Origin of the sequence: Burkholderia sp. MBR-1, from assembly GCF_013822785.1 — a bacterium.
Taxonomy (GTDB): Bacteria; Pseudomonadota; Gammaproteobacteria; order Burkholderiales; family Burkholderiaceae; genus Burkholderia; species Burkholderia vietnamiensis.
In genome coordinates, this window is record NZ_CP053609.1 from 1,975,108 (window position 1) to 2,000,710 (window position 25,603).

The 25,603-nt window shown below is 61.3% G+C and carries 33 protein-coding genes; 17 read left to right on the forward strand and 16 right to left on the reverse strand.

Annotated elements, in window-relative coordinates:
- The first annotated feature begins 250 nt into the window (after nt 1-250).
- From phaC to phaR, 4 genes are all read left to right on the forward strand, one after another.
- Nucleotides 251-2,125 carry a class I poly(R)-hydroxyalkanoic acid synthase gene (phaC, locus tag MBR110_RS09075; RefSeq protein ID WP_034195413.1) on the forward strand — a complete coding sequence of 625 codons (1,875 nt, stop codon included), beginning with the start codon at nt 251-253 and terminating at the stop codon, nt 2,123-2,125.
- 99 nt (nt 2,126-2,224) lie between these two features.
- Nucleotides 2,225-3,406, forward strand: coding sequence for an acetyl-CoA C-acetyltransferase (locus tag MBR110_RS09080; RefSeq protein ID WP_181708993.1), 1,182 nt, complete (start codon nt 2,225-2,227; stop codon nt 3,404-3,406).
- A 120-nt stretch (nt 3,407-3,526) separates the two neighbouring features.
- The gene (locus MBR110_RS09085; protein ID WP_011884946.1) at nt 3,527-4,267 is read left to right on the forward strand and encodes a 3-ketoacyl-ACP reductase; all 741 of its coding nucleotides are present in this window, start codon (nt 3,527-3,529) and stop codon (nt 4,265-4,267) included.
- A gap of 118 nt (nt 4,268-4,385) precedes the next feature.
- Nucleotides 4,386-4,952, forward strand: a complete 567-nt coding sequence (phaR, locus tag MBR110_RS09090; protein ID WP_011884945.1) for a polyhydroxyalkanoate synthesis repressor PhaR — start codon at nt 4,386-4,388, stop codon at nt 4,950-4,952.
- Between the two features lie 82 nt (nt 4,953-5,034).
- Here phaR and MBR110_RS09095 read toward each other — a convergent pair whose 3' ends face one another.
- Nucleotides 5,035-5,289 (reverse strand): hypothetical protein, encoded by a 255-nt coding sequence (locus MBR110_RS09095; protein ID WP_034193171.1) that lies wholly within the window; start codon nt 5,287-5,289, stop codon nt 5,035-5,037.
- A 447-nt stretch (nt 5,290-5,736) separates the two neighbouring features.
- On the opposite strand from MBR110_RS09095, the gene MBR110_RS09100 reads away from it, so the two are divergent.
- On the forward strand, nt 5,737-6,786 hold the full coding sequence (locus MBR110_RS09100) for a hypothetical protein (protein WP_181708994.1): 1,050 nt from the start codon (nt 5,737-5,739) through the stop codon (nt 6,784-6,786).
- A 715-nt stretch (nt 6,787-7,501) separates the two neighbouring features.
- Here the strand turns inward: MBR110_RS09100 and MBR110_RS09105 are convergent.
- The 15 genes from MBR110_RS09105 to MBR110_RS09180 all read right to left on the reverse strand — a co-directional run bounded on the left by MBR110_RS09105 (nt 7,502) and on the right by MBR110_RS09180 (nt 15,320).
- Complete coding sequence (locus MBR110_RS09105) at nt 7,502-7,780, reverse strand: hypothetical protein (protein WP_181708995.1); 279 nt, start codon at nt 7,778-7,780, stop codon at nt 7,502-7,504.
- A gap of 16 nt (nt 7,781-7,796) precedes the next feature.
- Entirely contained in the window at nt 7,797-8,105 is a 309-nt protein-coding gene (locus tag MBR110_RS09110; protein WP_181708996.1) for a hypothetical protein, read from the reverse strand.
- 8 nt (nt 8,106-8,113) lie between these two features.
- Nucleotides 8,114-8,857, reverse strand: a complete 744-nt coding sequence (locus tag MBR110_RS09115) for a PRTRC system ThiF family protein (RefSeq protein WP_258569953.1) — start codon at nt 8,855-8,857, stop codon at nt 8,114-8,116.
- Nucleotides 8,854-9,219, reverse strand: coding sequence for a hypothetical protein (locus MBR110_RS09120; protein WP_181708997.1), 366 nt, complete (start codon nt 9,217-9,219; stop codon nt 8,854-8,856). Before MBR110_RS09120 ends, MBR110_RS09115 begins: the two co-directional genes overlap by 4 nt.
- An 11-nt stretch (nt 9,220-9,230) precedes the next feature.
- Entirely contained in the window at nt 9,231-10,031 is an 801-nt protein-coding gene (locus tag MBR110_RS09125; RefSeq protein WP_258569954.1) for a PRTRC system protein A, read from the reverse strand.
- A 5-nt stretch (nt 10,032-10,036) separates the two neighbouring features.
- The gene (locus MBR110_RS09130) at nt 10,037-10,750 is read right to left on the reverse strand and encodes a PRTRC system protein B (protein WP_181708998.1); all 714 of its coding nucleotides are present in this window, start codon (nt 10,748-10,750) and stop codon (nt 10,037-10,039) included.
- A complete protein-coding gene (locus tag MBR110_RS09135; RefSeq protein WP_181708999.1) occupies nt 10,747-11,808 on the reverse strand; it encodes a PRTRC system protein F in 1,062 nt (353 codons plus the stop codon). Before MBR110_RS09135 ends, MBR110_RS09130 begins: the two co-directional genes overlap by 4 nt.
- Entirely contained in the window at nt 11,805-11,990 is a 186-nt protein-coding gene (locus MBR110_RS09140) for a hypothetical protein (protein WP_181709000.1), read from the reverse strand. The genes MBR110_RS09135 and MBR110_RS09140 overlap by 4 nt, the downstream gene beginning before the upstream one ends.
- Nucleotides 11,987-12,382 carry a PRTRC system protein C gene (locus tag MBR110_RS09145; RefSeq protein WP_181709001.1) on the reverse strand — a complete coding sequence of 132 codons (396 nt, stop codon included), beginning with the start codon at nt 12,380-12,382 and terminating at the stop codon, nt 11,987-11,989. Before MBR110_RS09145 ends, MBR110_RS09140 begins: the two co-directional genes overlap by 4 nt.
- Before the next feature lie 14 nt (nt 12,383-12,396).
- Complete coding sequence (locus tag MBR110_RS09150; RefSeq protein WP_181709002.1) at nt 12,397-12,945, reverse strand: PRTRC system protein E; 549 nt, start codon at nt 12,943-12,945, stop codon at nt 12,397-12,399.
- A 315-nt stretch (nt 12,946-13,260) separates the two neighbouring features.
- Nucleotides 13,261-13,467: a hypothetical protein gene (locus MBR110_RS09160; protein WP_181709003.1), complete on the reverse strand. Its 207-nt coding sequence runs from the start codon at nt 13,465-13,467 to the stop codon at nt 13,261-13,263.
- Nucleotides 13,468-13,608: 141 nt separating this feature from the next.
- A complete protein-coding gene (locus MBR110_RS09165) occupies nt 13,609-13,842 on the reverse strand; it encodes a hypothetical protein (protein WP_181709004.1) in 234 nt (77 codons plus the stop codon).
- Between the two features lie 8 nt (nt 13,843-13,850).
- Complete coding sequence (locus MBR110_RS09170) at nt 13,851-13,991, reverse strand: hypothetical protein (protein WP_181709005.1); 141 nt, start codon at nt 13,989-13,991, stop codon at nt 13,851-13,853.
- Nucleotides 13,992-14,377: 386 nt separating this feature from the next.
- Nucleotides 14,378-14,842, reverse strand: coding sequence for a helix-turn-helix domain-containing protein (locus tag MBR110_RS09175; protein WP_181709006.1), 465 nt, complete (start codon nt 14,840-14,842; stop codon nt 14,378-14,380).
- Nucleotides 14,843-15,056: 214 nt separating this feature from the next.
- Complete coding sequence (locus MBR110_RS09180) at nt 15,057-15,320, reverse strand: hypothetical protein (protein ID WP_181709007.1); 264 nt, start codon at nt 15,318-15,320, stop codon at nt 15,057-15,059.
- 58 nt (nt 15,321-15,378) lie between these two features.
- Here MBR110_RS09180 and MBR110_RS09185 point away from each other — a divergent pair, with 58 nt between their 5' ends.
- From MBR110_RS09185 to MBR110_RS09240, 12 genes are all read left to right on the forward strand, one after another.
- Nucleotides 15,379-15,930: a phage regulatory CII family protein gene (locus tag MBR110_RS09185; protein ID WP_181709008.1), complete on the forward strand. Its 552-nt coding sequence runs from the start codon at nt 15,379-15,381 to the stop codon at nt 15,928-15,930.
- 26 nt (nt 15,931-15,956) lie between these two features.
- A complete protein-coding gene (dnaB, locus tag MBR110_RS09190; RefSeq protein WP_181709009.1) occupies nt 15,957-17,324 on the forward strand; it encodes a replicative DNA helicase in 1,368 nt (455 codons plus the stop codon).
- 38 nt (nt 17,325-17,362) lie between these two features.
- Nucleotides 17,363-18,334 (forward strand): helix-turn-helix domain-containing protein, encoded by a 972-nt coding sequence (locus tag MBR110_RS09195; protein ID WP_181709010.1) that lies wholly within the window; start codon nt 17,363-17,365, stop codon nt 18,332-18,334.
- Nucleotides 18,335-18,346: 12 nt separating this feature from the next.
- Nucleotides 18,347-18,751, forward strand: a complete 405-nt coding sequence (locus tag MBR110_RS09200) for a hypothetical protein (RefSeq protein ID WP_181709011.1) — start codon at nt 18,347-18,349, stop codon at nt 18,749-18,751.
- Between the two features lie 139 nt (nt 18,752-18,890).
- Entirely contained in the window at nt 18,891-19,325 is a 435-nt protein-coding gene (locus MBR110_RS09205) for an HNH endonuclease (protein ID WP_181709012.1), read from the forward strand.
- A gap of 161 nt (nt 19,326-19,486) precedes the next feature.
- Nucleotides 19,487-19,990, forward strand: a complete 504-nt coding sequence (locus tag MBR110_RS32080; protein ID WP_258569955.1) for a P27 family phage terminase small subunit — start codon at nt 19,487-19,489, stop codon at nt 19,988-19,990.
- 44 nt (nt 19,991-20,034) lie between these two features.
- Nucleotides 20,035-21,687, forward strand: coding sequence for a terminase large subunit (locus MBR110_RS09215; RefSeq protein WP_181709013.1), 1,653 nt, complete (start codon nt 20,035-20,037; stop codon nt 21,685-21,687).
- Complete coding sequence (locus tag MBR110_RS09220; RefSeq protein WP_181709014.1) at nt 21,687-21,980, forward strand: hypothetical protein; 294 nt, start codon at nt 21,687-21,689, stop codon at nt 21,978-21,980. The genes MBR110_RS09215 and MBR110_RS09220 overlap by 1 nt, the downstream gene beginning before the upstream one ends.
- Nucleotides 21,980-23,185, forward strand: coding sequence for a phage portal protein (locus MBR110_RS09225; RefSeq protein ID WP_181709015.1), 1,206 nt, complete (start codon nt 21,980-21,982; stop codon nt 23,183-23,185). Before MBR110_RS09220 ends, MBR110_RS09225 begins: the two co-directional genes overlap by 1 nt.
- Before the next feature lie 4 nt (nt 23,186-23,189).
- Nucleotides 23,190-23,846 (forward strand): HK97 family phage prohead protease, encoded by a 657-nt coding sequence (locus tag MBR110_RS09230; RefSeq protein WP_258569973.1) that lies wholly within the window; start codon nt 23,190-23,192, stop codon nt 23,844-23,846.
- Between the two features lie 17 nt (nt 23,847-23,863).
- Nucleotides 23,864-25,075: a phage major capsid protein gene (locus MBR110_RS09235; protein WP_181709016.1), complete on the forward strand. Its 1,212-nt coding sequence runs from the start codon at nt 23,864-23,866 to the stop codon at nt 25,073-25,075.
- Nucleotides 25,076-25,285: 210 nt separating this feature from the next.
- Nucleotides 25,286-25,600, forward strand: coding sequence for a head-tail connector protein (locus MBR110_RS09240; protein WP_258569956.1), 315 nt, complete (start codon nt 25,286-25,288; stop codon nt 25,598-25,600).
- Nucleotides 25,601-25,603 lie beyond the last annotated feature (3 nt).

Sequence of the window (25,603 nt, forward strand, 5' to 3'; positions counted from 1 at the left end):
GTCACCGAAAATGTTTTATGTTTCCGCGCAAGCCTTGTCCTGCCTGTCGCGCGACGATTATCTCCGGGCAGAAATGTTCGGTCCTTTGATGTGGCGCTTCACATGGGGAAAACGATAATGATAAAAATACCGCACTGCGGCAGAATCTGGAGACGCCTCTCCAGAGCATGACGGCCCGGCTCGCAGCCGGCATGCCGCGCGCGAGCAGGATTTCACGATTGACGCTCACGAATCACCGGTAAGGCAGGTAATGACAGCATCGAAAAATTCGTCGACGTCCGCTCAGGCGGGCACTTCCGCGGGCAGTACGGGCTTCGATCAGGCTGCCCAGCCGATGCAGCAGATGTTCGAGTCTTGGTTGAACGCATGGCGCGGTTTTGCCGATCCGGCGCGCGCGGCCACCGCGGCGAGCGCCGCGAATCCGTTCGCCGCATTCCAGTTCCCGACAGCGCTTCCGTTCCAGATGCCGGCGATGCCCGACCTCGCGGGCCTCGGCAATTTCGCTTCGCCGTTCGCGGGGCTGAAGCTGCCGGTCGCCCCGATCCCTCCCGAGCGGCTCCAGAAACTGCAGGCCGACTACGCGCGCGACTGCATCACGCTGATGCAGCAGGCGAGCGCCGCGAAGCTCGAATCTCCCGAGTTGAAAGACCGCCGCTTCAGCGGCGACGCATGGAAGGCGTCGCCCGCGCACGCGTTCGCGGCGGCGTGGTATCTGCTCAATGCGCGTTATCTGCAGGAGCTGGCCGACGCGCTCGAGACCGATCCGAAAACGCGCGAGCGCATCCGTTTCGCGGTCCAGCAATGGACGGCCGCCGCCGCACCGAGCAACTTCCTCGCGCTCAATCCCGATGCGCAGAAATCGATCCTCGACACACAGGGCGAAAGTCTGCGTCAGGGGATGATGAATCTGCTCGGCGACATGCAGCGCGGCAAGATCTCCCAGACCGACGAATCGCAGTTCGTGGTCGGCAAGAATCTCGGCTGCACCGAAGGCGCGGTGGTCTACGAGAACGACCTGATCCAGCTGATCCAGTACAACGCGAAGGCGGACAAGGTATTCGAGCGGCCGTTGCTGATCGTGCCGCCGTGCATCAACAAGTTCTACATCCTCGACCTGCAGCCCGAGAACTCGCTCGTCGCGCATGCGCTGTCGAGTGGCCACCAGGTGTTCCTCGTGTCGTGGCGCAACGCCGATGCGTCGGTTGCGCACAAGACCTGGGACGACTACATGAACGAAGGGCTGCTCGCGGCGATCGACGCCGTGCAGCAGGTGAGCGGCCGCGAGCAGATCAACACGCTCGGCTTCTGCGTCGGCGGCACGATGCTCGCGACGGCGCTGGCGGTGCTCGCGGCGCGCGGCGAACATCCGGCCGCGTCGATGACGCTGCTGACCGCGATGCTCGACTTCACCGACACCGGCATCCTCGACGTGTTCGTCGACGAGGCGCACGTGCAGATGCGCGAGCAGACCATCGGCGGCAAGAACGGCACGGCGCCGGGGCTGATGCGCGGCGTCGAGTTCGCCAACACGTTCTCGTTCCTGCGGCCGAACGATCTGGTGTGGAACTACGTCGTCGACAACTACCTGAAGGGCCGCACGCCGGCCGCGTTCGACCTGCTGTACTGGAACAGCGACTCGACGAGCCTGCCCGGGCCGATGTACGCGTGGTATCTGCGCAATACCTACCTCGAGAACAAGCTCCGCGAGCCGAACGCACTGACGGTTTGCGGCGAGCCCGTCGACCTGTCGCGCATCGACGTGCCGACCTTCATCTACGGCTCGCGCGAGGACCACATCGTGCCGTGGCAGACGGCCTACGCATCGACGTCGATCCTGACGGGCCCGCTGAAGTTCGTGCTCGGCGCATCGGGCCACATTGCCGGCGTGATCAATCCGCCGGCGAAGAAGAAGCGCAGCTACTGGGTCAACGACGGCGATCTGCCCGAAGCCGCGGACGACTGGTTCGCGGGCGCGACCGAGCAGCCGGGCAGCTGGTGGACCACCTGGGTGGAATGGCTCGACCAGTACGGCGGCCGCAAGGTGGCGCCGCCGGCGCAGCCGGGCTCCGCGCAGTTTCCGGTGATCGAGCCGGCGCCGGGCCGCTACGTGTTGCAGCGCGATTGACGAAAGCCGGGCAGCGGCGCACGCTGTTCGGCGCATAACAGTTTTTTTAACAGGGTCGGTGGCGACGCGCCGTGTCGTGCGGGCCCGGAGGAAACGGAAATGACGGACGTAGTGATCGTATCGGCCGCGCGGACCGCGGTCGGCAAATTCGGTGGTTCGCTCGCGAAGGTTGCGGCACCGGAGCTGGGCGCGACGGTGATTCGCGCGGTGCTGGAGCGCGCAGGCGTGCAGCCCGATCAAGTGAGCGAAGTGATCATGGGTCAGGTGCTGGCGGCGGGCTCGGGGCAGAACCCGGCGCGTCAGTCGCTGATCAAGGCCGGGCTGCCGACGGCGGTGCCGGGCATGACGATCAACAAGGTGTGCGGCTCGGGCCTGAAGGCGGTGATGCTGGCGGCGAACGCGATCGCGGCGGGCGACGCGGAGATCGTGATCGCGGGCGGCCAGGAGAACATGAGCGCGGCGCCGCACGTACTGCCGGGCTCGCGTGACGGGTTCCGGATGGGCGATGCGAAGCTGGTCGACACGATGATCGTCGACGGGCTGTGTGACGTGTACAACCAGTACCACATGGGCATCACGGCGGAGAACGTCGCGAAGGAATACGGGATCACGCGCGAGGAGCAGGACGCGTTCGCGGCGCTGTCGCAGAACAAGGCGGAAGCCGCGCAGAAGGCCGGCCGCTTCGCCGACGAAATCGTGCCGGTGTCGATTCCGCAGCGCAAGGGCGAGCCGCTGCAGTTCGCGACCGACGAGTTCGTGCGTCACGGCGTGACGGCGGAATCGTTGGCGGGGCTGAAGCCGGCGTTCGCGAAGGACGGCTCGGTGACGGCGGCGAACGCGTCGGGGCTGAACGACGGCGCGGCGGCGGTGCTGGTGATGTCGGCGCAGAAGGCGCAGTCGCTGGGGCTCACGCCGCTGGCGCGCATCAAGGCGTACGCGAACGCGGGCGTGGATCCGAGCGTGATGGGCATGGGGCCGGTGCCGGCGTCGCGGCGCTGCCTGGAGCGCGCGGGCTGGACGCCGGGCGATCTGGACCTGATGGAAATCAACGAGGCGTTCGCGGCGCAGGCGCTGGCGGTGCACAAGCAGATGGGCTGGGACACGTCGAAGGTGAACGTGAACGGCGGCGCGATCGCGATCGGTCACCCGATCGGCGCCTCGGGCTGCCGGATTCTGGTGACGCTGCTGCACGAGATGGTCAAGCGCGATGCGAAGCGCGGGCTGGCGTCGCTGTGTATCGGCGGCGGGATGGGCGTGGCGCTCGCGGTGGAGCGCGCGTAAGCGGTCGTCCGTAATCGGCCGAACCGATCCGGGCGCCGGCCGAAGCCGCAATCGGCCGGCGTCACGTGAAAGTCAGAGGGGCCTTCTGCAGCTCTCGAATCTAAAAATGGAGAGAGATTTATGTCTCAGCGAATTGCGTACGTAACAGGCGGCATGGGCGGCATCGGCACCAGTATTTGCCAGCGTCTGTCGAAAGACGGCTTCAAGGTGGTTGCGGGTTGCGGCCCGAACTCGCCGCGCCGGGTGAAATGGCTCGAGGAACAGAAGGCACTCGGCTACGATTTCATCGCGTCTGAAGGTAACGTCGGCGACTGGGACTCGACCAAGGCAGCGTTCGACAAGGTCAAGGCCGAAGTCGGCGAGGTCGACGTGTTGGTCAACAACGCGGGCATCACGCGCGACGTCGTGTTCCGCAAGATGACGCACGAAGACTGGACGGCCGTGATCGACACCAATCTGACGAGCCTGTTCAACGTGACGAAACAGGTGATCGACGGGATGGTCGAGCGCGGCTGGGGCCGCATCGTCAACATTTCGTCGGTGAACGGCCAGAAGGGGCAATTCGGCCAGACCAACTATTCGACCGCGAAGGCCGGCATTCACGGCTTCACGATGGCGCTCGCACAGGAAGTTGCAACGAAGGGCGTGACGGTCAATACCGTGTCGCCCGGCTACATCGGCACCGACATGGTCAAGGCGATCCGTCCGGACGTACTGGAGAAGATCGTCGCGACGATTCCGGTGCGCCGTCTCGGCGCGCCGGAGGAAATCGGCTCGATCGTCGCGTGGCTCGCGTCGAACGACTCCGGTTTCGCGACCGGCGCCGACTTCTCGCTGAACGGCGGCCTGCACATGGGCTGAACGGGCCGGCTGCGCGGGCCGGATGGCCGCGCAGCCGGGCCCTTCCGAAGGCCCCCGCCACCCGGCTTCGGGCGGCGGGGATTCGTCACTTGCGCTACGCTGCACTCAAAGGCGTTACATGACTACTACAAAGAAGACGGCCGAGCGGCTCATCAAGAAGTACCCGAACCGCCGGCTCTACGATACCGAGACGAGCACGTACATCACGCTGACCGACGTCAAGCAGCTCGTGCTGGAACAGGAGGACTTCAAGGTCGTCGATGCGAAATCCAACGAAGACCTGACGCGCAGCATCCTGCTGCAGATCATCCTCGAAGAGGAGAGCGGCGGCGTGCCGATGTTCTCGTCGTCGATGCTGTCGCAGATCATCCGTTTCTACGGTCACGCGATGCAGGGGATGATGGGCACGTACCTGGAAAAGAACATCCAGGCCTTCATCGACATCCAGCACAAGCTCGCGGATCAATCGAAGAACCTCTACGAAGGCAACGCGATGAATCCGGAGGTCTGGTCGCAGTTCATGAACATGCAGGCGCCGATGATGCAGGGGATGATGACGAGCTACATCGAGCAGTCGAAGAACATGTTCGTGCAGATGCAGGAGCAGATGCAGAACCAGGCGAAGTCGATGTTCAGCACGTTCCCGTTCAAGCAGCCGGGCGCGCCGGAGCCGGAAAAGAAGTAAGGCCGTCGCCTGCGCGGCGGCGTGCAACGTTCAGCGTGCAGCGGCGGGTCGGCGCAAGGCCGGCACGCCGTGCCGGTTTTGCTCACAGGGCGATATCGAGGTCCTGATCGTCGTCCGACGGCGGCAGATCGAGCACGAGTTTCACCGCGCTGTAGTTCGCCTTCAGCGAAAACACGCGGCCGATCACGAGAAACGTCTGCCGCGAATTCTCCAGCTCGACGAAGTCGCCGGGTTGCGGCACCTGTGCGCCCTGATCGTACGAAAAGCTCGTGCTGGTCTGTTCACCGATGGTTTCGGCGGCGTGCTCGGTGAATTCGATCGTGATGTGCGTGGTCATGCGGATTCCGTTGGGAAAGTAAAAAAGCGGACGCTGCGATTTTCGCATGAGGGCGGGGCGGCGGAGCGCTTCGGTGTGGGCGGGAACGCGAGCCTCGGCGGCGTGTCGCATTTGCGGGGCACGCATTTTGGGGCCACTGCGGGCGGTGCGCTGCCGCCGGTTTTGTCTCGCTCACCTCTAAATCGCTGTAAACTCTCGCTTTTGCCGCCACGCCCCCACATTCCAGATGTCCCAGTCCCCCAAAGTAGGCTTCGTGTCGCTCGGTTGCCCGAAGCGTCCTAAATATATACCAATGCTGTTGCGCGCAGAACACATTGACTAGCTGCGCGCGTTCCGTACGTCTAGGCTAGCTTGCCCAATTTTCCGTTACACTTAAGTAGCCATCGTCCGGCTGAGACTGGATAGGCGTTCAATTAAAAGCGATACCAATGACCACGCGGGGGAAGTATGTCTGGCGGTAGACAAGTCAGCTTTGCAAATTTCATTTGTAAGTTTGGTGAGAAGAATCTCCTCGATGTAGCGGAGGACATCGTTATTCCTGCCTTCCTCGATTGCGACAAATTGAAACCGAGGAGTTACAGTGATACTCGATACTTCTTCTATCAGACTCAGTTGCTGAACTTGGGAAGTCGCAGGAGCCCGGTGTTGGCGATTGCTGGTAGGTTTATCAAGGATACTACTCTGCGAAGCGAGCAAGTTTTCGAAAACGGCCGTGGCTTGGTGAGAAAGGTTGGTTCGCTCGATTCCGCTCCATCAGCAATCTTTGTATTATTGTTGAATTCCCATAAGATTATATATTGCCCGGAAACTGCGCACAGCCCTTCAATTTCCAGTTTTCGAAGCACCGCTTATAATTATATCCGCCAGAGTCAAAACAAATTTATTCAAGAAGAATATGATCGGCGGGTCGAGATTCGTAATCTGGCGATCGAAGGTGGTGATGATTCGATTGAGCGTGTAACTAAGAAAAAGCTTTGGGAGGAATTCCCTCTTTCTACGTTAGACGTTGTTCCAATTCCAAGCGCATTGAGTCTTTCCGAATTTGTTAAGCGGTATAGGCAGTTGTCGTCGATTTCGTTGCGTGTTCTGCAAACGAACAGTGAGTTGGATAATTCCAAACTCTTGGAGGCCATTCGTACAACTGGTGGTCAGCTTGGTGCAAAGAATTCGCAGATCACCCATTCTGCTGGTGATAATCGTACCTTGGATACAAACGAGGCTGTTGTTCAGCTTCGTGCAGTTGCAATGGATGGTAACGTCGATGTTAGGCTATCAGGAAAAGATTCGTCCGGGAATAAATTAATTGGCAACAATGAGGAATTCAGATTGCGAGTAGAAACGGACGGGGTGTCAAGGGACGTGTCGCAAGCTGCTCTGCAACTCAATAATGTTTTGAATCAAGAGATTCGGAGAAGCAATATACGGATCGCCCAGGATGCCGACCCCCTGCAGACTGAGGTCGCGGTGAGGCGGATCGCGAGAAAATTTGATGTCTAATCAAAAATTCGTGTTCAGAAGAGAGGATCTACTAAAAGAGCATTCTCTCTTCGACGTTTACAGGATCGCTCGACTAACTCCAGCCAATGGATTTAATGTCGCGGTAACGGTTGTGGTTTTCTTTGTGTGTGTAGCTTATTGCGTTAGGTCGGGGGCGGATCAATCGACTGTCCTGAGTCTATTGCGGCAGACTACGACGGATGCAATCGCGTTTTCGGCAAGCATACTTGGGTTCTTAGTGGCAGGTTTTACGATATGCGTGTCTACTAAGTCCGAAATATTTTTCTTAATGGCGAAGCATGAAAGAGAGGATACGGGGGTAAGCTATCTAAAATATAATCTCTCGATATTTCTTCTCGTGTTCATTCACTACTTGGCGTTCACGATACTTTGTGTCTCGATTAGGATATTCTTTGCGAGTGGTGGCCCAGGTGCTATTTTTTTGCATGATCTCCCCATAGACGGGGAGGTACAGAGGCTTGTTAAGGCGAGTGGCATTGCGGTAGTTTTTATTGGTTTTGTGTCTTGGTTCTTTTATATTTTGATGTTGCTTAAATCTTTTATATTCAATGTCTATCACATCGTGATGACGGGAATTGCTATGACCATCGACGACTGACGGCACTTCTTGGTATGCGGGCGATAGGTTGAAATCCACGCACGGTCATTAAGGATCGAGATTGAAGTGAAGAAAACGGCGCCGAAGCGCCGTTTTTTATGCCGACATGGGTTTCGATAAAACGCGCAGATGCCCACTACCAATCAAGAAATTTCTATACGATCGGATTGCGATTTCCCACACTGCACGCGTCACGTCCGGTCCTGCCTCCACGATTTTTCCGTTCTGGTCGACGACGGCGAGCGTCGCGGGGTTGCCGTCCGGCGTCACGATGCTGAGCCCCTGAAAGCTGACGGCGCTGATCGTGCTCGAAATCGCTGCTGCAATCTGCGTGTCGGCAGTCGGAGCTTCACGTTTCGATTGTTGTTTCGTCATAGCGTGGTCCTCAGTGTCAGGCGTACTGTGTCATCAACATTTCGGGGAGCGACTTCGGCGGCCAGCGCTCAGCCACCTCCGCGAGCGTTCCATCGAAGATTTCGCCGGTGCGGCGGTCATGCTCGTCAACAACAGCAAATCCAACGCGGGTTGTCGGCGGCAGTTCGCCGAATTCGGCCGGCTCGTCGTTCCAATCGAGGGTGTCGTCTGCGGAAATTCCGGAACCGCACTTGCCGTCGTCTGCAAGTAGTTGGTCCCATGACAGAGCTACGAAAATTTCGGATTCCTCTCCGATCCAAAAAAATCGAATGTGTTGATGTTCCATAAATTCCTCTATACAAGTAGTGGTCGAACCTGACCGGTCTTTAGGTTGATGAATGCGCCGCACCACGTAAGGCGCGCATGCCGGAAAAACTCCCACAGGATCGCGAGCCCCTGCGTGACGACGGCCTGGTTGATGAACAACTCCTGCTGCTCAAGCGCTTCGGCGAGGCTGCAACTCGGCGTGTCGTCCTCGGGTATCGATGTGTCGGTCAGCTCGGGCAGCACGTCGTAGGGCCAGCGCAGCGGCATACTTCCGGCGGCATTCTTGGTATTGCCCGTCACCTTTTTGTGCGCGCCGAACAGCACCTGTGCATCGCTCGCTCGGTTGCCGAGGTCCATCACGTAGCAATTCGATGCGCGCAGGGTCGGCTCAAGCTTTGCGCGAGCGGCCGCGCTGTCCACGCACATGATCGTGAGGGAGGGCGCGCCGCGCACAAGCTCGTCCGGGCCCGCGTGCACGGGCCGACCGCACCAGTCGATCCCGAAAAAGGCGTTGAGCCGGTGAACGAGTACGACGCTTTTGTGCAGTCCGACGTCGGCGGGACTGAACATTTGCCGGCCGACGTTCGCGCTACTGATCGTGTCGGCGTCGAACGCGGTAACGTGCAGGCCGGGATGGCCGAGCTCGACGAGCGCATGATTGAGGCGCGCGAGCCCCGTCAGCATCTGCGAGCCAGTGCCGCCGCATCCGATCAGTGCAACCGTAACGCGCCGATCGCTGAGAAAGCGGGCCGGTGTCGTGTGATACGTCATACCGTCCTCCACCATGGCGCACCGACGTCACGCCCGATCAGCGCAGCGCATTCGGTGATCGCGCGGCGCGTCGCACGCGCACGCTCCACCTGCTGTGCGACGGCATCGTGCCGCAGATCGATGTCGTCGTGGGTGAAGTGGCGGAACGCACCTGCGCCTGCATGCGCGGTCACGTAATCAGCGAAGTGCGTCACGTCGATGCGGGCCGCGCTCGACAGCTCGAACGCGTCGGAGGGCGAGCCGATAGAATCGAACGCGCGCCAGGCGGCGGTTGCGTGCGGTCTGACGTGGATTGCGGTGCAGTCGCGGACAGTGTGGCGCTTCGCTTCCCACCCTGCGCCGCGCGCGGCGAGTTCGAGCATGTCGAGTTGGTTCACGCAGCGTTCTCCGTCGACGGGAAAAATGCCTGTACCGGCACGCGCAGCGTGATCATCTTGCCGAGTGCGCACAGGCGGAACGCAACGCTCGGATTGGCCGTGCCAACGCCGCCGATAACGCCGGCGATCTTCACTTCGCCGGCATCGTCTGCGTCGTCGGTCGCGCTGAATCCTGCCGGGCCGGTGCCGTGGCTGTGAAGGTCGAACGCGAGGCTCTCGTCGTCGGCGAGTGTCGGGCGATTGATAGTGATCGCGGTCGGCGTGGAGCTGGTCACTTCGACTTCGCGGTACACCAGTTCCTTGCTCGTCTCGTTCCAGACGATCCATGCGGCATGCTCGTTCGGCGCGGCGCCGGCGGCGTCGGTTGCGAACCGGCGAAGGTGCGGCTCGGCGGCGCTGATGCGCCCGAACGCGAATTCAATTTTTGTGTCGATCGAGCCGTACGGCGGACGCGGGCCGGCGCCTTCGATCGACGCGACCGGTTGAATCAGGTGCAGCCACGGGCGGCGGATCTCGACGAACAGGCCTTCGGCCGCGAGCAGGAAGCGGTGGCCGACGTCGAGCAGCGGCGCGAATTCAGCGTGACGCGGCACAGCGGCCACCGGCGCGCTGTCGAACAGCGCATTGTCAAGCGCGATGTTTTCGTCGTCGGCCCGCGCAGCGAGCGCGCGGCGCTGGCCGGCCGTGACTTCGTCGGCGACGGCGCGCGTGAACGTCGACAGCGCCTTGCCGAGCTGCTCGAGTACGGCGCCAGTGGCGGTTTCGAATTCGGCTTTGATGGTTTCGATTTTGCTCATGACGATTAACTCCGTTGCGTGATTTTTTTAATGGCGGCGGCGACGGTCATTTCGCTGCTGACGAGCCGCTCGGTGGGAAATTCGGCACCATCGAGTAGATCGACCCAGAGATCGGCGGCACTGCCCCCGTTGATCAGCTTCGTGGCATTCGGGTGCGTGAATCGGCTACGAAAAAATTCATCGGCTTCGTATCGTTCGATTTCTGCCGGCGTGGGGTTGGCTGCAATGTCGACATTGCCGGTGCAAATCTGGCCACCCTGACTCACGTTGAAGTAGGGCGCTTGATAGACCTGCGTGTCAGGCGTCGGCCTGCAGTTCTCTGCGAGCGCGAACACATAGCGTGCTTCCCCCCGGGCAATGAACAACAGTGCGGGGTGGTGCGTGATCGCTGAACGCTCGCCGATCGGGGGACTGGCTGAAAACCAGACCTGACGCTGCGCGGCCGGCGTCCACCAGGCGACGACGCTAGGGGCGGTGAAAATCGCCCGCTCGTGAATGAATCCTTCATGCCCGAGCTGCTTCGATGCCGCGGCGACGAATTCGGCTAATTGCGAGCGTGTGATCGGTGTGCCGGCCATCAGCGTCGGCACGCCGTCGACCACGCGGGCCGAGTGCTTCGTGACGTAGACCTGGCTTTCGAGTGCGTTCTTGTAAATCAGCAGCGCGGAGTGCAGGTCGAGTGAAACGTCGCCGTTTCCGTAAATATCAACGCGGCTCATACACGCACCTGTACCTTGACGGGTTCGCCGTCGATATCCGATCCATCGGGCGTCGATATCAGCATGACCAAGTTCGAAACGGTCTTGGCCAGCGTCGCGGTGTTGCGCATGCGATCGAGCCACGTTCCGAGAGTGCGGCCATTCGTAGAAATGTGGAGTGCTGCGCACGATTCAGGGTCGCCGCACTGCATTTCGCCTTGCCAAAAATCGTCAAGAATGCGTCCGAGGCCGTCGCCCTGATCCCAGGCGAGGATCAGTGAATAGTCCAGGCAGTATTCGCTCGTATCCTTCAGGTCGACGCGGGCAAACGGGCCGCCGGTGGTGATCGTCCGGTGGATCGCGTCGCACGCGTCGATGGCAGCCCATGCGATGAGATTTGTGTCGTAATACCGACGCACCTCGGATGCATCAAGTGCGCGCTTGGGCGCTATTGCCCAAGCTGGCGCGCTCGCGAAAAACTCGGCGCGCCGCGGAACGTCGATGTGGTCGAGGAATTCCTGATCGGGCAGCCACGGGTCGCCCGGTGCGGTATTCATGTCGCGAAGTTCCGGGAGCGCGGCAACCTCGTCTTTGTTGCTGTGCCAGTACATGTATTCGGCTAGGCTCATTGCCTCAGGTGGCGTGCACACGGACGGCAAGTAGTGGCGGCACGCCTCGTATAGAACCGCAAGCACGGTTTGTCCGAGGCCTGGTTGAATCGATTCGAGGCGTCGAATGCCCGAGCCAATGAATCTGATCGGACCGCTTCCAGCTCCTTCGGCCGTGGTGATGCGCACGAGCGCGGTGTCGGGCATGTTGCTCGCGTCGGAGATTGCGAGGCTCCAGTCAAACAACCCAATTTCGCTGGTGATTTCTTTCCATATGCGCGGCATCGCATTCAACGCCAAATCGGTTTCAGTCGACGATTCGTCGAGCGACGCGGCATCGGCTTCGCTGAGCTGTCGGCCGCGAAGCAATGCCAGCGATAGCCGGCGCATGAAATCGGCGTCGTCGCCGATCGTGTAGCGCGTCGGCACGTCAAGCGCGATGCGGGGCAGGGTGAGCGGTGCGGCGATCATGGGAGCAGCGGGGCCTGTGTCGACGGCAGGCGCAGGCGTTCAATCGTGCCGTCGTTGGTCGAGGCTGCGCGCGCGACGCTGCGCGCGAGAGGCGCGTCATACTTGCCGATCGAGGTCGGCAGGCGCTGGCCCCGATTCAGCGTGTCGGTGCGCAAGCGCTTTCGAAGTTCGCGGAGCGTCATTTCGGTTGCGGGCAGTAGCGCGCATGCAGCGCATTGATGAACGCGACTTCTTCGTCGAGCAGGGGGCATGCGTGCGCGCGCGCGAATTGCTCGACGTCAAGCAGGTAGGAAAGGATCGGATGCGGCGGACGCGTCGTGCCGTTGATGATCGCGTCGACCATCGCGGAAATGTCGCGCGTTGCCATATCTGTTCCCTTCGTGCCGACGGCGCGGCGGAACGTGTAGACGTTGCGATTACCTTTGACGACCGGGCCCTCGATCTCCGCGTTCGTCAGCTCGGGATACGTCTGCGAATAGAAGTCGCGGACCTGCTGGAGTGTGAAGGTCGGTGCAGGGTCGGCGAGTTTGGCCCCGTTGTACGAAAATTCGCGAACGAGCGTTTCGATTTGCATGTGGGTGTCTCCGATCAGTACAGGTCGACGCCAGCGTCGGTCGATTGCGGTTGCACCGCGCTCGTAGGTTCCGCGGGTGCCGGCGCTTCTGCGGCCGGTGTCTCGCTGCCGTCGCTCGGTTGGCCGGTATCGTCAATGCGCATCTGGCGCGGATCGGTCGGACCGGTATCGGCATCGTCGTTGGCGGGCGGGGTGCTTCCGTCACTGGGCTGCGCGGCTTTGGGCGGGCGTCCGCGCCCGCGACGCGGTGCAGGCAGTGTGGATTGGCTGGCGCTTGGCGCAGGCAATGCGGGTGTGGAATCGAGTTGGTTCGCGGCTGCGCACGCGCGCGCCTGGTCGAGCAGCGACGTCGCGCCCGGCGCGTACGCCTCGACCGCGGCCGCGAACTCCGCGTCGAGTTCGGCCGGAGTTGCGAGCAGCGACAGCGGCCAGCGCTGCTTTTCGCCCTTGCCGTTCGGCAGAGGGGTGACGTTGACGCGCAGGTTTTCGTCGCCTTCGGCCGTGATCAGGATGTTGATGCTCGTGGTGCGCGCGAGCTCGTGCAGTGATGTGAACAAGGACATGCGATTACCTCTCAGGTGAAGTCAGGCCGCGAGGCCGTCGTAATTGCGATCGGCGAAATCGGTATCGCCGGGATAGCGGTTCGAGCCGTCGGCTCGATGCCAGCAAAATAGGGAGCCGCGTCGGTGCGGGAACCAGTAACCGGCGCAGTCGCAACGCATGCGCGTCGTGTTGCGGCGGTTCATCCAGTTGTCGACGCGATATTTCCGGCGGTTGCACGTGCGGCACGCCGGTAGGCGCGTGTAGCGATCGGGATGGCGCCGCAGGCATCGGCGCGCGTCGCAGTGCGTGCAGCGAACGTGGCAACGCGGCATCGATCAGTCCTCCGCGTCGCCGGCCTGCAGCCGTTTTACGTCCACGCGTGCAGCTGCGCGGCGTCGTTCGCGCATTTCTCGCGCACGCGCAGACGATTCGAGCGCGTCCCGCACGCTGGCGCGCTGGATTGCGGTGTCAAAGTCGCCGGTCATGTGCAGCAGTTGCCACTCGACGCGCAGCAGATGGGTTGGCAGGTGATCTTTCTGCATGACCGGCTCACGCGCTGTAGGTGCTTTCGCTCGACGCGACCCGTGCTTCGCCGCTGTACGTCCACGCGACGCAACCGATACCGACCGCGAGCCAGAGCAGCACGATTTTCCAGAGGGGCATGGGTTTCGATTGGGGCGCGCTCATTTGGTCAGCGCCTCATGCGATTCGTTGAGGTGCTCCATGCCGGCGGCATTGGCGAGTGCCGTAGCCAGTTCCGGAAAATCTGCGCGCAGCGTGCCGATCAGGTAGGGGAGGAGTTCGTCGCTCAACTCGCTGTACTTGGCGAGATATTCGGCGCGGGCCCGGCCGGCGATTTCGATGCGTCGCAGAAATTCACCGTGCAGCTGCTTGGCGGAACGAATGTTCTTGTACATAGCGCCCCTCACTGACCGATTGCGGGAGCGATCGCGTCGGCGATCAGGTAAAGCACGGCGAGCGCGACAAGCGGGTGCCAGTCGCGCGCCTGCAGCGCACGTGATTTAAGCCACGTGAATCCGTTGCGTTGGAACAGGATCGTAAGCATCGAAATTCGCCTCGTTGTATGCGCAGCGAACGGGCTGCGAACAGGCGAATTTAAGCACACTTAATTTCACGATGCAAAGAAAATTTAGTGGGCTTAAGTTGACGGGCGATCTAGACTGCGGGCATACTGGATATGCATACAGTATCGAAAGCGTTTTGTAGAAAAAGACTGAGGGTGCGCGTCGATGAATTTGGACGAACAGATGAGCGAGGGCCGTATCAATCCGGGGGATCTGGCCGTGATTAGCCGATGCGCCAACAAGGCGCACATCGGTCTGGTGGTGCGGGTAATGGGGGCGCACGAGACGCCCGAATACGACTGGGACGTCGAGTTGCTAGGGATGCCCGTCAAGGGCTACGCGGCAAGGCATGACCGCGTAGGAGTGTTTAGGTGCGCGGCGGTTTTCGATTGGAATCTGAGTCGTCTGGTGGCGTCGGCGCATTCAAGTCGAGCAGATCACCGCGAGCTCTCTCGTGCATAGCCAACACTGCCTTTAGAGGCGCGTGCACGGCTGTGACCGCGAGTTCGCCCATGCCCAGGGCAATCGCCTTTTTGAGATCGGCATAGAACGCCTGCGCTTCGTGCGGCAGATCGTCCTGGGCGTCCTTCATCGGCCCGCGCTTATCCCAAAGCCAGTCGGCGCGCACGCGCAGGAAGCGCGCAACGCGGAACACCGGCGCGGCCTTCAAATTCTCAACGTTCACTTTGCCGCTCGTCCATTGCGAGACAGCTGACGGGGAAACTCCTGCCTTGGCGGCGATTTCCTTGTCGTCGATCGACGCCCCCAGTTCTGCCTCGCGAAGCGTCTTGGCATACCGGAGTCGTCCTACGAAGGTGTCTAGGTCGTTCATTTCAGCAGGCTAAACCTTGGCAGATAAGAGCACTTCACTTTTGAAATTAAGTGTGCTTAAATTCCGTCCATGGAAAACGACCTGCGCATCGCGTGTGCGAGCGAAATCATTGATCGATTGGGCGGGACCGGGGTTGTCGCTGATCTCTTCGAGATTGACGACGCGGCCGTGTCTCAGTGGCGCCGGAATGGCATCCCGAAGCCGAGGATGCAGTTCATTTCTGTTGCGCGGCCGGACGTGCTTGTTGGCCTGGGGCCGCTTGATCGCCCGGAGCGGAATGGTGCGGACGGGAGCATGTCGCGTCAGCGCGCGGGCATTCGATCGCGGTCGCGTCGCACGCCTGCCGCATGAAAGCGGCAAACGAGCGCGAGGCCTGCGCGTCGCTCAAGGCGCGCCGGATCGCGTCACGCATGTGTCGCTTGAGTTGTGGCTTCGGGGTCGCTGTTGCGTGCTGAATTCTGAATTTTTGCGTTTTCATGGTGATGCTCCGTTTGGCGATGGAGCAATTTTCTCGGAAACGCGAGCACGTTAACAGTATGAAAAACGGTGAAATTCAAGGGGTAAATGTGGCTCACCATTACAGTCAAACCGCATGGATTGACGTCCTGTATACGTCCGTATCAAACACGCCCGGGAAAGTCGAAGACGCTGCCCGCTTTCTTACCGAGCGGAGAGGCACGCGAATTTCCGGCGAGCATCTGCGGTTGCGGTTGCGGGAGGTCGAGGGGGCGCGTATTACAGGCGAAATGTTCGAGCTGCTAGTCGAATGGATGCTCGAAAAGAAGCAACCGCATGCGCTCGATGCTGTGTACGCGTTCAACGCTCGGTTCGGGCTCGTCGCAACGGAAACGGTCGCCGATGCCGAGTCGGATTGCGTCCGTGCGCTTGTCGACTCCGCGCTTACGGTAAGTACGAAAGCGGGCAGCCTGGCCGAAGAGGTCCGGCGCGCTGCTGAAGATGGGGTGATCGAGCCGCGAGAAGCCGAGGCCATCGAGCAAGCCGGGCGCGCAGCGCAACGCCAGATCGAACAGACGATCGCAATCGCCCGACGTTCCGCGCAGAGCCGCCGCCGTCGCCGCGGCGCGTAATTGACCTATTCCCGGAGGTTCTCCTGATGGGCGCACACGACCCATTGGATGCGCACGCCCGTACGTCGGCGCCCGAAGCCGAGCAAAGCATCCTCGGCGCATTATTGCTCGATAACGGCGCGCTTGAGGAAATTGCGGGCATCGTCTCCGATGCTGATTTTACGATCGGCGAGCACGCGTTAGTGTTCAAAGCGATCCGTGAATTAATTCAGTGTGGCGCGCGCGCAGATGCCGTCACGGTATTCGAGCGTCTGCATTCCGTCGATGCGAAGGTTGATCAGCCGCTCGCGTTCTTGACTGATCTGGTTCACGCAACACCTAGTGCAGCGGGTGTTCGCCATTACGCTGAGATTGTGCGCAATCGCTCGATTTCTCGGCGGATGCTGCGCGTGTCCGAGCGGCTGCGAAATGCCGTGTTGAAGCCCGGCGGCAAATCCCCTCTTGAACTGTTGGACCTCGCGCAGGGCGAGCTGCTAAAAATTGCGGATACGAGCAGCGCGGCCGATGACGAGTTTCGGCCAATCTCGGCTGCTCTGACGTCCGTAATTCAGCGGATCGACGATCGTTATCACGCCGGTGGCGCTGCACAAGTCGGTGGGACGGCAACGGGCTTTGTCGATCTTGACCGCCATACCGACGGAATGCATGGCGGTGAGCTGATCGTCGTCGCTGGTCGCCCGTCAATGGGAAAGACCTCGTACGCCATGAACATTGCGGAACATGTTGCGGTCGAGTTGCGCATGCCCGTTGCGGTGCTGTCGTTGGAAATGCCTGACGACCAGCTGGCGACGCGGATGCTTGCCGGAACGTCGCGGATCAATCAGCACAAGCTGCGAACTGCGAGTTTGCGTGACGATGACTGGTCCAGGTTGACGCATGGCACACAGATTCTCGTTGACGCTCCGGTGTACGTGCTCGACAGCTCGTCCGTCACGCCGTTGCAGTTCAAGGCAAAGCTCCGTCGCCTGCAGCGCGGCGTCGGAAAACTTGGCCTGATCATCGTCGACTACCTACAACTGATGTCGGGGGATGGCGGATCAGGTGAAAACCGCACAAGCGAGGTATCGCAAATTTCGCGCGAGTTGAAAAAGACGGCGAAGGAATTCGACGCGCCCGTGATCGCGCTGTCACAGCTAAATCGTGGGCTCGAGCAGCGCCCGAACAAGCGGCCCATGATGTCCGACCTTCGCGAGTCCGGCGCGATCGAACAGGACGCTGACGTTATTCAGTTTATTTACCGAGATGAGGTGTACAACCCGGATAGCGCGGACCGGGGTACCGCGGAACTAATTATCGCAAAACAGCGGAACGGACCACTTGCTACGGTGAGATTGGCATTCCGAAATGAATTAGCGAGATTCGAGAATTTTGCAGAACCTACAGGGGCGTATTAATGGCGGGAGTGCCAACATCATTTACCTGGCGCCGGGCGATGACCGCGAGCGACTTGCCTGGTACGACCAAGCTCGTATTGTTCGTCATAGCCGAGTATGCGAACTCGATCGACGACACTTGCTGGCCGTCTATCGATGAAATTGCCGGGCGCGCGACGTTGACTGCGCGCGCCGTGTCAAAGCATCTCGGCGTGGCGGAGCAGGCAGGCTGGATCAAGCGGTGGAAGTCGCGAAAGAGCGGACGGAAGTGGGCGCACGGCCATTATCGTCTGACGGTGCCGGAGGACGTTGCGCGTCGCGCGCGTGATGACCTGAACCTCGACATTGCCGGCGCTGACTTCGATGAGTCGGAACCACGTTCCGGTAATCCGGGGGAGTTTGAGGAACTACGTTCCGGTAACCAGGGCGAGTTCGGCGAACCTAGTTCACGTGTCTCGCCGAAGGCCGGCGATTCTGAGGGTAATCCGGGAAGTTACAGGAACCACGTTCCAACTAACAACCCAACAAACAGAAATTACGAAACTTCTTCTCTCTCTCAAACGCCGTCGGTATACCTGGGCGGTGAAGGTACAAGCAGAGAGGGAAATCGTCAAGAGGGCTTCGCGGAGCTCGCGGCGTGGATGGTTCGGCGTCTTCGCGACAGCGATCCGGGGGGGCGCGAGCCGGATCTTCGTGAATGGGCGTCGGACGTTGATCGCATGTTGATGGACGGATTCGACCCGCAGCAAATCGCAAAGCTGTGGGCGTGGTCGCTGCGCGACGGATTCTGGTGTTCCGTGATTCGCTCGCCGGCGCGCCTTCGAAAGAATTGGGATCAGGTACGCGCGAAGCGAAACCAATCGCTGCGGCGCGAGCGGCAGCCTGCGAATCAGCAAACGCACGACGACCGATGCTGTGCACATGTCGACGGCGACGGCACGCGATGTACCAACGTCGCCACATCGATTCTCGGCGCGGGGTCGACGCGTCGCGGTTATTGCCGGCTTCACGTCGGCCTCTACGAAAATTGAAGCGGGGGAACAATGTCGATTGAAAAGAGATTGGAAAATTGGGCGCGTGCGCAACGGAACGGCGGTGGCGAAGGCGGTAGCGATTCGCTTGTCGCGAGCATCTACTTTCCATCGGTCGGCGGGCGTTCGGTCGATTCGACGCTCGATCTTGAGGACGCGAACAAGGTTGAGGTCGCGGTGCGTAAGTTGATGCCGTTGGATCGCAAGCTGCTGCAATTGCACTACGTTTGGCGCAAACCGCCATTCGTGATCTGCCGTCGGCTCGGACTCAAGGTGCGGCCGACGACAATCTTCGATTTCGCGTTCGCGCATGCGAAACGCGCCGTCGAGGAGAAGCTGGTGCAACCGCCGCCGCGCTACGTCTCGGTGCAGACGATCATCGATAAGATCGCGGAAGGTGTTGCAGAATCGAAATAGCTGTTCTACACTTCGATCCACAATTTGATCCGGTGAGTTTTACCGAGTGCGTGCGGCCTTTGCCGGACCGTCGCTCGCCCCGAAGAATCACGAAGCCTCGACTGCGAAAGCGTCGGGGCTTTTTGCATTGGAGTTCGTGATGCCGAAGAAAGCGCCGACACCTTGCCGGCATCGCGGCTGCGGCCGACTCGTCGACTCGCCGGGGTTCTGCGAGTTGCACAAGGCTGACGCCGTAGGCTGGCGACCGGATCGCGAACGAGGCGACCGCCGGGCCCGCGGCCTTGACCCGAATTGGGAGCGCACGCGGGCCGAGATCATGAAGCGCGACAAGGGCTTGTGCCAGTCCTGCTTACGTGCCGGGCGGGTCGTGCTCGCGACGTCGGTCGACCACCTCGTCAACCGCGCCGAAGGCGGCACCGACGATCACTCGAATCTCGAGGCGCTGTGCGACAAGTGCCATAAGGCGAAGACGGCGAAGGAAGCCGCTCGCGCCCGAGCGCGCCGACGGCGCGCGGGCCGGAAGGCGCCCGCGGTCGACGGGGTGCTCGACTGCTGGCCGACGCCCGGGGGGTAGGGGGTTCAATCTCTGCCGCCTCTCTGCGCTCGACCGCACGTTCAGCTTCGATTTTATGGCGACCATTTTTCAGAGAGGGGGGGGTTAAGACCTTCGCCTTGTAGAGCCGATGAAACAAGCCGATCCGGCTTTTTCGTCGGCTTTTTCTTTGGGAGGGCTCTATGGCCTCGTATGACGGCGAAAACGACGTGTCGAACGTGCCGGACGCGTCGGACCCGGGCGCATCGGTTGGAAAGCAAATCCAGTCGCCGAAGCCGCCGCCAGGTGTGCACTTCGATTCCCAGCATCGCAAGGTGTGGGACTACCTCTGTGCGGCACTGCGGGATGAGGGCGTGCCGCACCGTACCGCGGGCGTCACCCTCGCGATCGTTTGTACAGACTTCGTGCGCTGGGTCAAAACCGAGGTGCAGCTGCGCGACTACGAGCGGATTAACAACGGGTCGTTCATGACGACGACGCCGAACGGTCACACGCAGCCGCACCAGCTGTACTACGCGGCGAAGGCGTTGAAAGAGGGGTTGCTCAAGTGTCTGCCGGAAGCATGTTTGACGCTGCCGTCGATGCTGATCGCGAAATCGAAGATGCAGGACGAGAATCCTCAGGACGATTTGTTCGATCAACTGACGGGACACGCACAGTCCCATCCGAGCGCCTTGCACGTCTGACGCCGGGCGAGCTGCAGCGGTGGGACGTCGAGTACGGCCTCCCGGTGCTGCGCGGCGAGATCGTTGTCGGCGAATTCGTGTTTCTCGCGGTGCTGCGGCATTACGAGGATCTGGTCGACGGGCCGGCGCGTGGGCTGGTGTTCAGTCCCGCCCACGCCTGGCACTGCGTCAACTACATCGAGTCGACGTTCTTTCACATCAAGGGCGCGCTCGCGGGCCAGTGCTTGACGCTCGATCCGTGGCAGTTGTTCTTCACGGCGGTGCTGATCGGTTGGCGCCGGGCCGGTTCTGGCCTGCGTCGGTTCCGCGTCGGGTACGAGGAAGTCGCGCGGAAAAACGGTAAATCGACATGGAAAGCCGGCCTGGCCGACTACCTGTTTCTGATGGACAGGGAGATCGGCCCGGAGGTGTACACCATCGCGACGACGCGCGAGCAGGCAATGAGCGTGTTCAAGCCGGCGCTCGACAACTACAAGCGTCGGCACCGGCGGTCGAAGAAATTCGCGAAGGTCGTGCGCATCTACGACGGCGCGAACCAGGAGCGCATCGCGGTCGGCAGCGGCGTGTTCAAGCCGCTGCCTGCAAACGCCGAATCGCTCGACGGTCTGAACCCGTCGGTTTGCGTCGTCGACGAGCTGCACGCGCATCCGACGCGCGAGGTGTGGGACGTGATGGAGTCAGCGTTCGGCGCGCGGCTTCAACCGCTGCTGATCGCGATCACGACGGCCGGCTACATTCTCGACGGAATCTGTACCGAGATCCGCGGCTATCTCGTCGCGATCCTCCGCGGACAGAAAACGGACGACGCGTTTTTTGGCTTCATTTTCACGCTCGACGTCGGTGACGATCCGTTCGATCCGAAGGTATGGATCAAGTCGAATCCGAGCCTCGGCAGCGCGAAGACTGCCGATTACATGATCGCGCAGTCGACGAAGGCGCGGGAATTGCCGAGTGCGAAGGCGAATTTTCTGACGAAAGACTTGAACGTGTGGGTGAGTTCCGCTCTCACGTGGTTCGACGTCAACGTATGGGACGAGGGCGGGGAAGAATTCGATCCGCGCCAGCTGCGCGGCCGGCGCTGCTTCGCGAGCCTTGACCTTGCGAGCACGACCGATATTACGGCGCTCGTACTCGTATTTCCGCCGATGGACGACGATGACGAGTGGTTCGTCATCGCTCATTGCTTCGTGCCGCGCGCCAAGGTCGACGGACAGTCACGCAGCGACATGGCGCCCTATGCGAAATGGGAGCGCGAGGGGTGGCTGACCGTTACCGAGGGTGACGTGCTCGACTTCAACGTCGTGCGCGAGGCGGTGATCGAGGCCCGCGACACGTACGAGCTGGTTGAGTGCGGCTTCGACGTGTGGAACGCAACGCACCTCGCGAACGAGCTGATCGAGGAAGACGTCCCGATGGTGCAGGTGCCGCAGAGCGTCGCCGGCCTGTCGCCAGGCGCGAAATTGCTCGAGCGGCTTGTGTACGGCAAGAAATGGCGGCACGGCGGTAATCCAGTGTATCGATGGTGCGCACAAAACGTTGCCCTCTACATCGACGGTAACGAAAACATTAAGCCGGACAAAAAGCGATCCAGCGGTCGTATCGATCCGATCGTCGCGACCTGCGGTGCGCTCAGTCGCGCGCTGTTGCATGAATCGCCGAACGATCCGTACGCGGAGCGCGGCCTCAGGAGTCTGTAATGCGTGAAATTTTCAACCGTATCCGGCGCGCGCTGGAGGCATTGTCGCGCCCGCGTCCGCCGTTACGCATCGTGCAGCGTCAGCCCGTTGGGGACGACGGCGCACTGCAGCTGGAAGACGGCGACATTGTTGTTGTTCGTTGTAGTGCGGAGCCGTCGAACGAGTTGCGCGCCATCCTCGAGCGGCAATTTGCGGCGGCGTTTCCACGTGATGTTCGTGTGGTCGTGCTTGGGCCGGGCATCGATTTCGATGTGTTGACGTCCGAGGCCGTAGTGGCGCGCGAGGTGGCGTGATGGGATTTCTCGCAAAAAGCGCGAATCCTTCGATCGTCGACTCGCCGCAGGCGCTGGCCGACATGCTTGGGCTGTCGTACGAATCGGTCACGGGCGTGAACGTTTCGCCTGAAACGGCCATGCGCTTCACCACGGTGTTTTCGTGCGTCCGCGTGATCGCCGAATCGATCGGACTGATGCCGGTGACGCTCAAGCGACGTGTCGGTGACAGCCGCGTTGACGTTCCGAACCATCCGCTCGACCGCATTCTCCGTGTCGCGCCGAACGAGTTCATGACGGCCGCCGAGTGGCACGAGCTGGTCGGCATGTCCCTCGCGCAGGACGGCAATTTCTACGCATGGAAAAACATAGTGCGCGGCGAACTGCGTGAGCTGCTGCCGATGCGGGCCGCCTGCGTTTTGCCGAAGCTCGACGAGAACTGGAGCGTCACCTATCAGGTGACGTTCCCGAACGGCACGACGCGAACGCTGCCCGCTTCGGACGTGCTGCACATCCGGCTCTTTTCGCGTGACGGTTTGGTTGGCCTCAATCCGATTCAGCAAAACCGGGATGCGATCGGGCTGGGTATTGCCGCCGAGCGGCAAGGGGCACGCTGGTTCAAGCAAGGCACTCGGCTGTCTGGCGTGCTGTCGACCGATGGCGCGCTGAAGGATGACGCGTACAAGCGCATCCGCACCGATTGGGAGCGGACGTATAGCGGTGACGAAAACGCGTGGAAGGTCGCGATCCTCGAGGCCGGGCTGAAATTTCAGCCGGTGGCGATGAGCGCCGCGGACGTCCAATGGATCGACGGTCGCAAGATGCAGCGCTCCGAGATTTGCGGGCTCTACCGCGTGCCGCCGCACAAGATCGGTGACCTCGAGCGGGCGACGTTCACGAATATCGAGCAGCAGAGCCTCGATTTCGTTATCGACTGCATCGTGCCGTACGTGGTGAAGATCGAACAGCGATACCTCGTGTCACTGATGAGCCAGAAGGACCAGGCCGACCACTACGCGCGCTTCAACCTGAATGCGTTACTGCGCGGCGACATGCAAACGCGTGCCGCGTTCTACATGCGGCTGCAGCAATGCGGCGCGCTCAGCGCGAACGAGATTCGCGCGCTCGAAGACATGAATCCGCGTGAAGGGGGCGACGTGTACCTCACGCCCGTAAATATGGCGGTCAACGGCGAGGCCGGAAAGGACAAGGGCAATGCTGGTTAAACGAATGGACTGCGGCTTTGAAATCAAGGCCGTGAAGGATACGGGCGAGTTCGAGGGATACGGCTCGGTGTTCAACGTGATCGACTCGTACGGCGACATCGTGCAGCCGGGCGCATTCACGAAAAGCCTGTCCGCGTGGGCGGCGAAGGGGCGCATGCCGGCGATGCTCTGGCAGCACCAGGCGTCCGAACCCATCGGCGTGTACACGGCGATGCACGAAGACCAGTACGGCCTGTTTGTCGCCGGCAGGCTGCTGGTTGACGACGATCCGCTCGCGAAGCGTGCGCATGCGCACATGAAGGCCGGTTCGATCTCTGGTCTGTCGATCGGATACTCGCTGGCAGAAGGCGGTTACACGTACGACAGCGGAAAGGGTGCATTCCTCCTGAGCGAGATCAATCTGTGGGAGGTGTCGCCCGTGACGTTTCCCGCAAACGACGACGCCCGCGTGCAGACCGTGAAGAGCGCGCTTGCGGCGGGCACGCTTCCCGATGCGCGCACGTTCGAATCGATGCTGCGCGATATGGGGTTCAGCGAGAAGCAGGCGGGAATCCTGATCTCGAAGGGATACCGGGCGCTCGACGGTCGCGGCGACGTCGATCCGGATGGGCTGGCTGATTTGAAGTCGGCAATTTTGGCGCGCGGCACGGCGCTCGTTTAATTCACAAGGGGCATTACATGGAAGCATTGCGCGAAATCAAGGAGCTGGTCCAGCAGCAGGGCCAGGCGTGGGAAGAGTTCAAGAAGCAGAACGACGCACGCATCGCGGTACTCGAGAAGGGCGGCACGGGCAGCGACTACGACGCGAAGCTCGCGAGCATCAACACGGCGCTCGACGAGCTGAAGAGCGCGCTGAAGGACGTCGAGACGAAACGCAATCGTATCGATCTGCCGGGCGTTGGCGGTGAAGACGATCCGGAATACAAAACGGCGTTCGTCGGCTTCGTGCGCAAGGGCGCGAACGAGCACGAGCTGCGCGAAAAGGCGGTCAACACCGGCAGCGACGCCGACGGTGGGATCGCGGTGCCGCAGGAAGTCGATCGCAACATCCTGCAGCTGCTCGGCCGTGAAACGCCGATGCGTGAAGTCGCGGACGTCATCACCGTCAGCACCGAGGACTACAAGAAGATCGTGAACCTCGGTGGTACGGGCTCCGGATGGGTCGGCGAAACGGAGCAGCGGCCGGGCACGACGAATTCCAAACTCGCCGCGATCGCGTCGTACTTCGGCGAGATCTACGCGAATCCGGCAGCGACCCAGCGATCGCTCGACGATCTGTTTTTCGATGTCGAGGCATGGATCTCGTCCGAAGTGGTGAAGGAATTCACCGAACAGGAAAACGCCGCATTCACCGGCGGCGATGGGGAAAAGAAACCGAAAGGCTTTCTCGCGTACGACGTCGACAACAAGCGTGACGACAAGCGGGCGTTCGGCACGCTGCAATTCGTCGGGTCCGGCGCGGCGGCGGCGATCGGGGGCGACGGTCTGCTCGACCTGGTGTACTCGCTGAAACGCGGTTACCGCAAAAACGCAACGTTCATGCTGAACGGGCTGTCGGTCGCGGCTGTCCGCAAGCTGAAGGACGAGCGTGGCGACTACCTGTGGCAGCCCGGCCTGCAGGCGGGGGAGCCGGACAAGCTGCTCGGCTATTCGGCTGTTGAGAACGACGACATGCCGGATATCGCGGCCGGCGCGTATCCGATCGCGTTCGGCGACTTCAAGCGCGGCTATCAGATCGTGGACCGCATCGGCATCCGCGTCCTGCGCGATCCGTACACGAACAAGCCGTACGTGCAGTTTTACACCACGAAGCGCGTCGGTGGCGGTGTTGTCGACAGCAATGCGCTGAAGTTGCTCAAGGTCGATGCGGCCGCGGCCGGCGGTGCGTAATTCATCCAGCAGCGAGCGGCCGGCGTGTCCGGCCGCATCTACGAGCGAGGGAGGGATGATGCAAAAGCGTGAACTGTTCCGGGCCGCGCATGTACCGGGCCCGCGTGACGCTCGCGGGCGCCTGCCGCGGCCCCGGCACGCGCCGAGCGCGGCGCGCCTGATGCCCGGTGAAAACCGTGTCCCCGAGCGCGCGACGAAGGGGCGGGAATCGTGATCGATCTGGCGAGGGCGAAGCTGCAGTGTCGCGTGGACGACGACGAAGAGGATGCGCTGATCGAGGGCTACATCGGGGCAGCTCGGATCGGGATCGAGAAGTACCTGAAGCGCAAGCTGTACGACACGCCGGAAGCGCTTGCCGCGGCCGACGATCCGTCCGGCCTGGTGGTCGACGATGCTCACGAGCACGCGATGCTGTTGCTGATCGGCGAATGGTACGCGCATCGCGAGTCGTCCGGGCCGTCAACGGGTGAGTTGCCGCATGCCGTGACGTGGCTGATTTCGTCCGATCGGTTCTATACGGTGTGAGCG

Coding starts and splice junctions, on each gene's coding strand:
- phaC (WP_034195413.1), top strand. CDS start 251: ATGACAGCATCGAAAAATTCGTCGACGTCCGCTCAGGCGGGCACTTCC.
- MBR110_RS09080 (WP_181708993.1), top strand. CDS start 2,225: ATGACGGACGTAGTGATCGTATCGGCCGCGCGGACCGCGGTCGGCAAA.
- MBR110_RS09085 (WP_011884946.1), top strand. CDS start 3,527: ATGTCTCAGCGAATTGCGTACGTAACAGGCGGCATGGGCGGCATCGGC.
- phaR (WP_011884945.1), top strand. CDS start 4,386: ATGACTACTACAAAGAAGACGGCCGAGCGGCTCATCAAGAAGTACCCG.
- MBR110_RS09095 (WP_034193171.1), bottom strand. CDS start 5,289: ATGACCACGCACATCACGATCGAATTCACCGAGCACGCCGCCGAAACC.
- MBR110_RS09100 (WP_181708994.1), top strand. CDS start 5,737: ATGTCTGGCGGTAGACAAGTCAGCTTTGCAAATTTCATTTGTAAGTTT.
- MBR110_RS09105 (WP_181708995.1), bottom strand. CDS start 7,780: ATGACGAAACAACAATCGAAACGTGAAGCTCCGACTGCCGACACGCAG.
- MBR110_RS09110 (WP_181708996.1), bottom strand. CDS start 8,105: ATGGAACATCAACACATTCGATTTTTTTGGATCGGAGAGGAATCCGAA.
- MBR110_RS09115 (WP_258569953.1), bottom strand. CDS start 8,857: ATGACGTATCACACGACACCGGCCCGCTTTCTCAGCGATCGGCGCGTT.
- MBR110_RS09120 (WP_181708997.1), bottom strand. CDS start 9,219: ATGCTCGAACTCGCCGCGCGCGGCGCAGGGTGGGAAGCGAAGCGCCAC.
- MBR110_RS09125 (WP_258569954.1), bottom strand. CDS start 10,031: ATGAGCAAAATCGAAACCATCAAAGCCGAATTCGAAACCGCCACTGGC.
- MBR110_RS09130 (WP_181708998.1), bottom strand. CDS start 10,750: ATGAGCCGCGTTGATATTTACGGAAACGGCGACGTTTCACTCGACCTG.
- MBR110_RS09135 (WP_181708999.1), bottom strand. CDS start 11,808: ATGATCGCCGCACCGCTCACCCTGCCCCGCATCGCGCTTGACGTGCCG.
- MBR110_RS09140 (WP_181709000.1), bottom strand. CDS start 11,990: ATGACGCTCCGCGAACTTCGAAAGCGCTTGCGCACCGACACGCTGAAT.
- MBR110_RS09145 (WP_181709001.1), bottom strand. CDS start 12,382: ATGCAAATCGAAACGCTCGTTCGCGAATTTTCGTACAACGGGGCCAAA.
- MBR110_RS09150 (WP_181709002.1), bottom strand. CDS start 12,945: ATGTCCTTGTTCACATCACTGCACGAGCTCGCGCGCACCACGAGCATC.
- MBR110_RS09160 (WP_181709003.1), bottom strand. CDS start 13,467: ATGCAGAAAGATCACCTGCCAACCCATCTGCTGCGCGTCGAGTGGCAA.
- MBR110_RS09165 (WP_181709004.1), bottom strand. CDS start 13,842: ATGTACAAGAACATTCGTTCCGCCAAGCAGCTGCACGGTGAATTTCTG.
- MBR110_RS09170 (WP_181709005.1), bottom strand. CDS start 13,991: ATGCTTACGATCCTGTTCCAACGCAACGGATTCACGTGGCTTAAATCA.
- MBR110_RS09175 (WP_181709006.1), bottom strand. CDS start 14,842: ATGAACGACCTAGACACCTTCGTAGGACGACTCCGGTATGCCAAGACG.
- MBR110_RS09180 (WP_181709007.1), bottom strand. CDS start 15,320: ATGAAAACGCAAAAATTCAGAATTCAGCACGCAACAGCGACCCCGAAG.
- MBR110_RS09185 (WP_181709008.1), top strand. CDS start 15,379: ATGAAAAACGGTGAAATTCAAGGGGTAAATGTGGCTCACCATTACAGT.
- dnaB (WP_181709009.1), top strand. CDS start 15,957: ATGGGCGCACACGACCCATTGGATGCGCACGCCCGTACGTCGGCGCCC.
- MBR110_RS09195 (WP_181709010.1), top strand. CDS start 17,363: ATGACCGCGAGCGACTTGCCTGGTACGACCAAGCTCGTATTGTTCGTC.
- MBR110_RS09200 (WP_181709011.1), top strand. CDS start 18,347: ATGTCGATTGAAAAGAGATTGGAAAATTGGGCGCGTGCGCAACGGAAC.
- MBR110_RS09205 (WP_181709012.1), top strand. CDS start 18,891: ATGCCGAAGAAAGCGCCGACACCTTGCCGGCATCGCGGCTGCGGCCGA.
- MBR110_RS32080 (WP_258569955.1), top strand. CDS start 19,487: ATGGCCTCGTATGACGGCGAAAACGACGTGTCGAACGTGCCGGACGCG.
- MBR110_RS09220 (WP_181709014.1), top strand. CDS start 21,687: ATGCGTGAAATTTTCAACCGTATCCGGCGCGCGCTGGAGGCATTGTCG.
- MBR110_RS09225 (WP_181709015.1), top strand. CDS start 21,980: ATGGGATTTCTCGCAAAAAGCGCGAATCCTTCGATCGTCGACTCGCCG.
- MBR110_RS09230 (WP_258569973.1), top strand. CDS start 23,190: ATGGACTGCGGCTTTGAAATCAAGGCCGTGAAGGATACGGGCGAGTTC.
- MBR110_RS09235 (WP_181709016.1), top strand. CDS start 23,864: ATGGAAGCATTGCGCGAAATCAAGGAGCTGGTCCAGCAGCAGGGCCAG.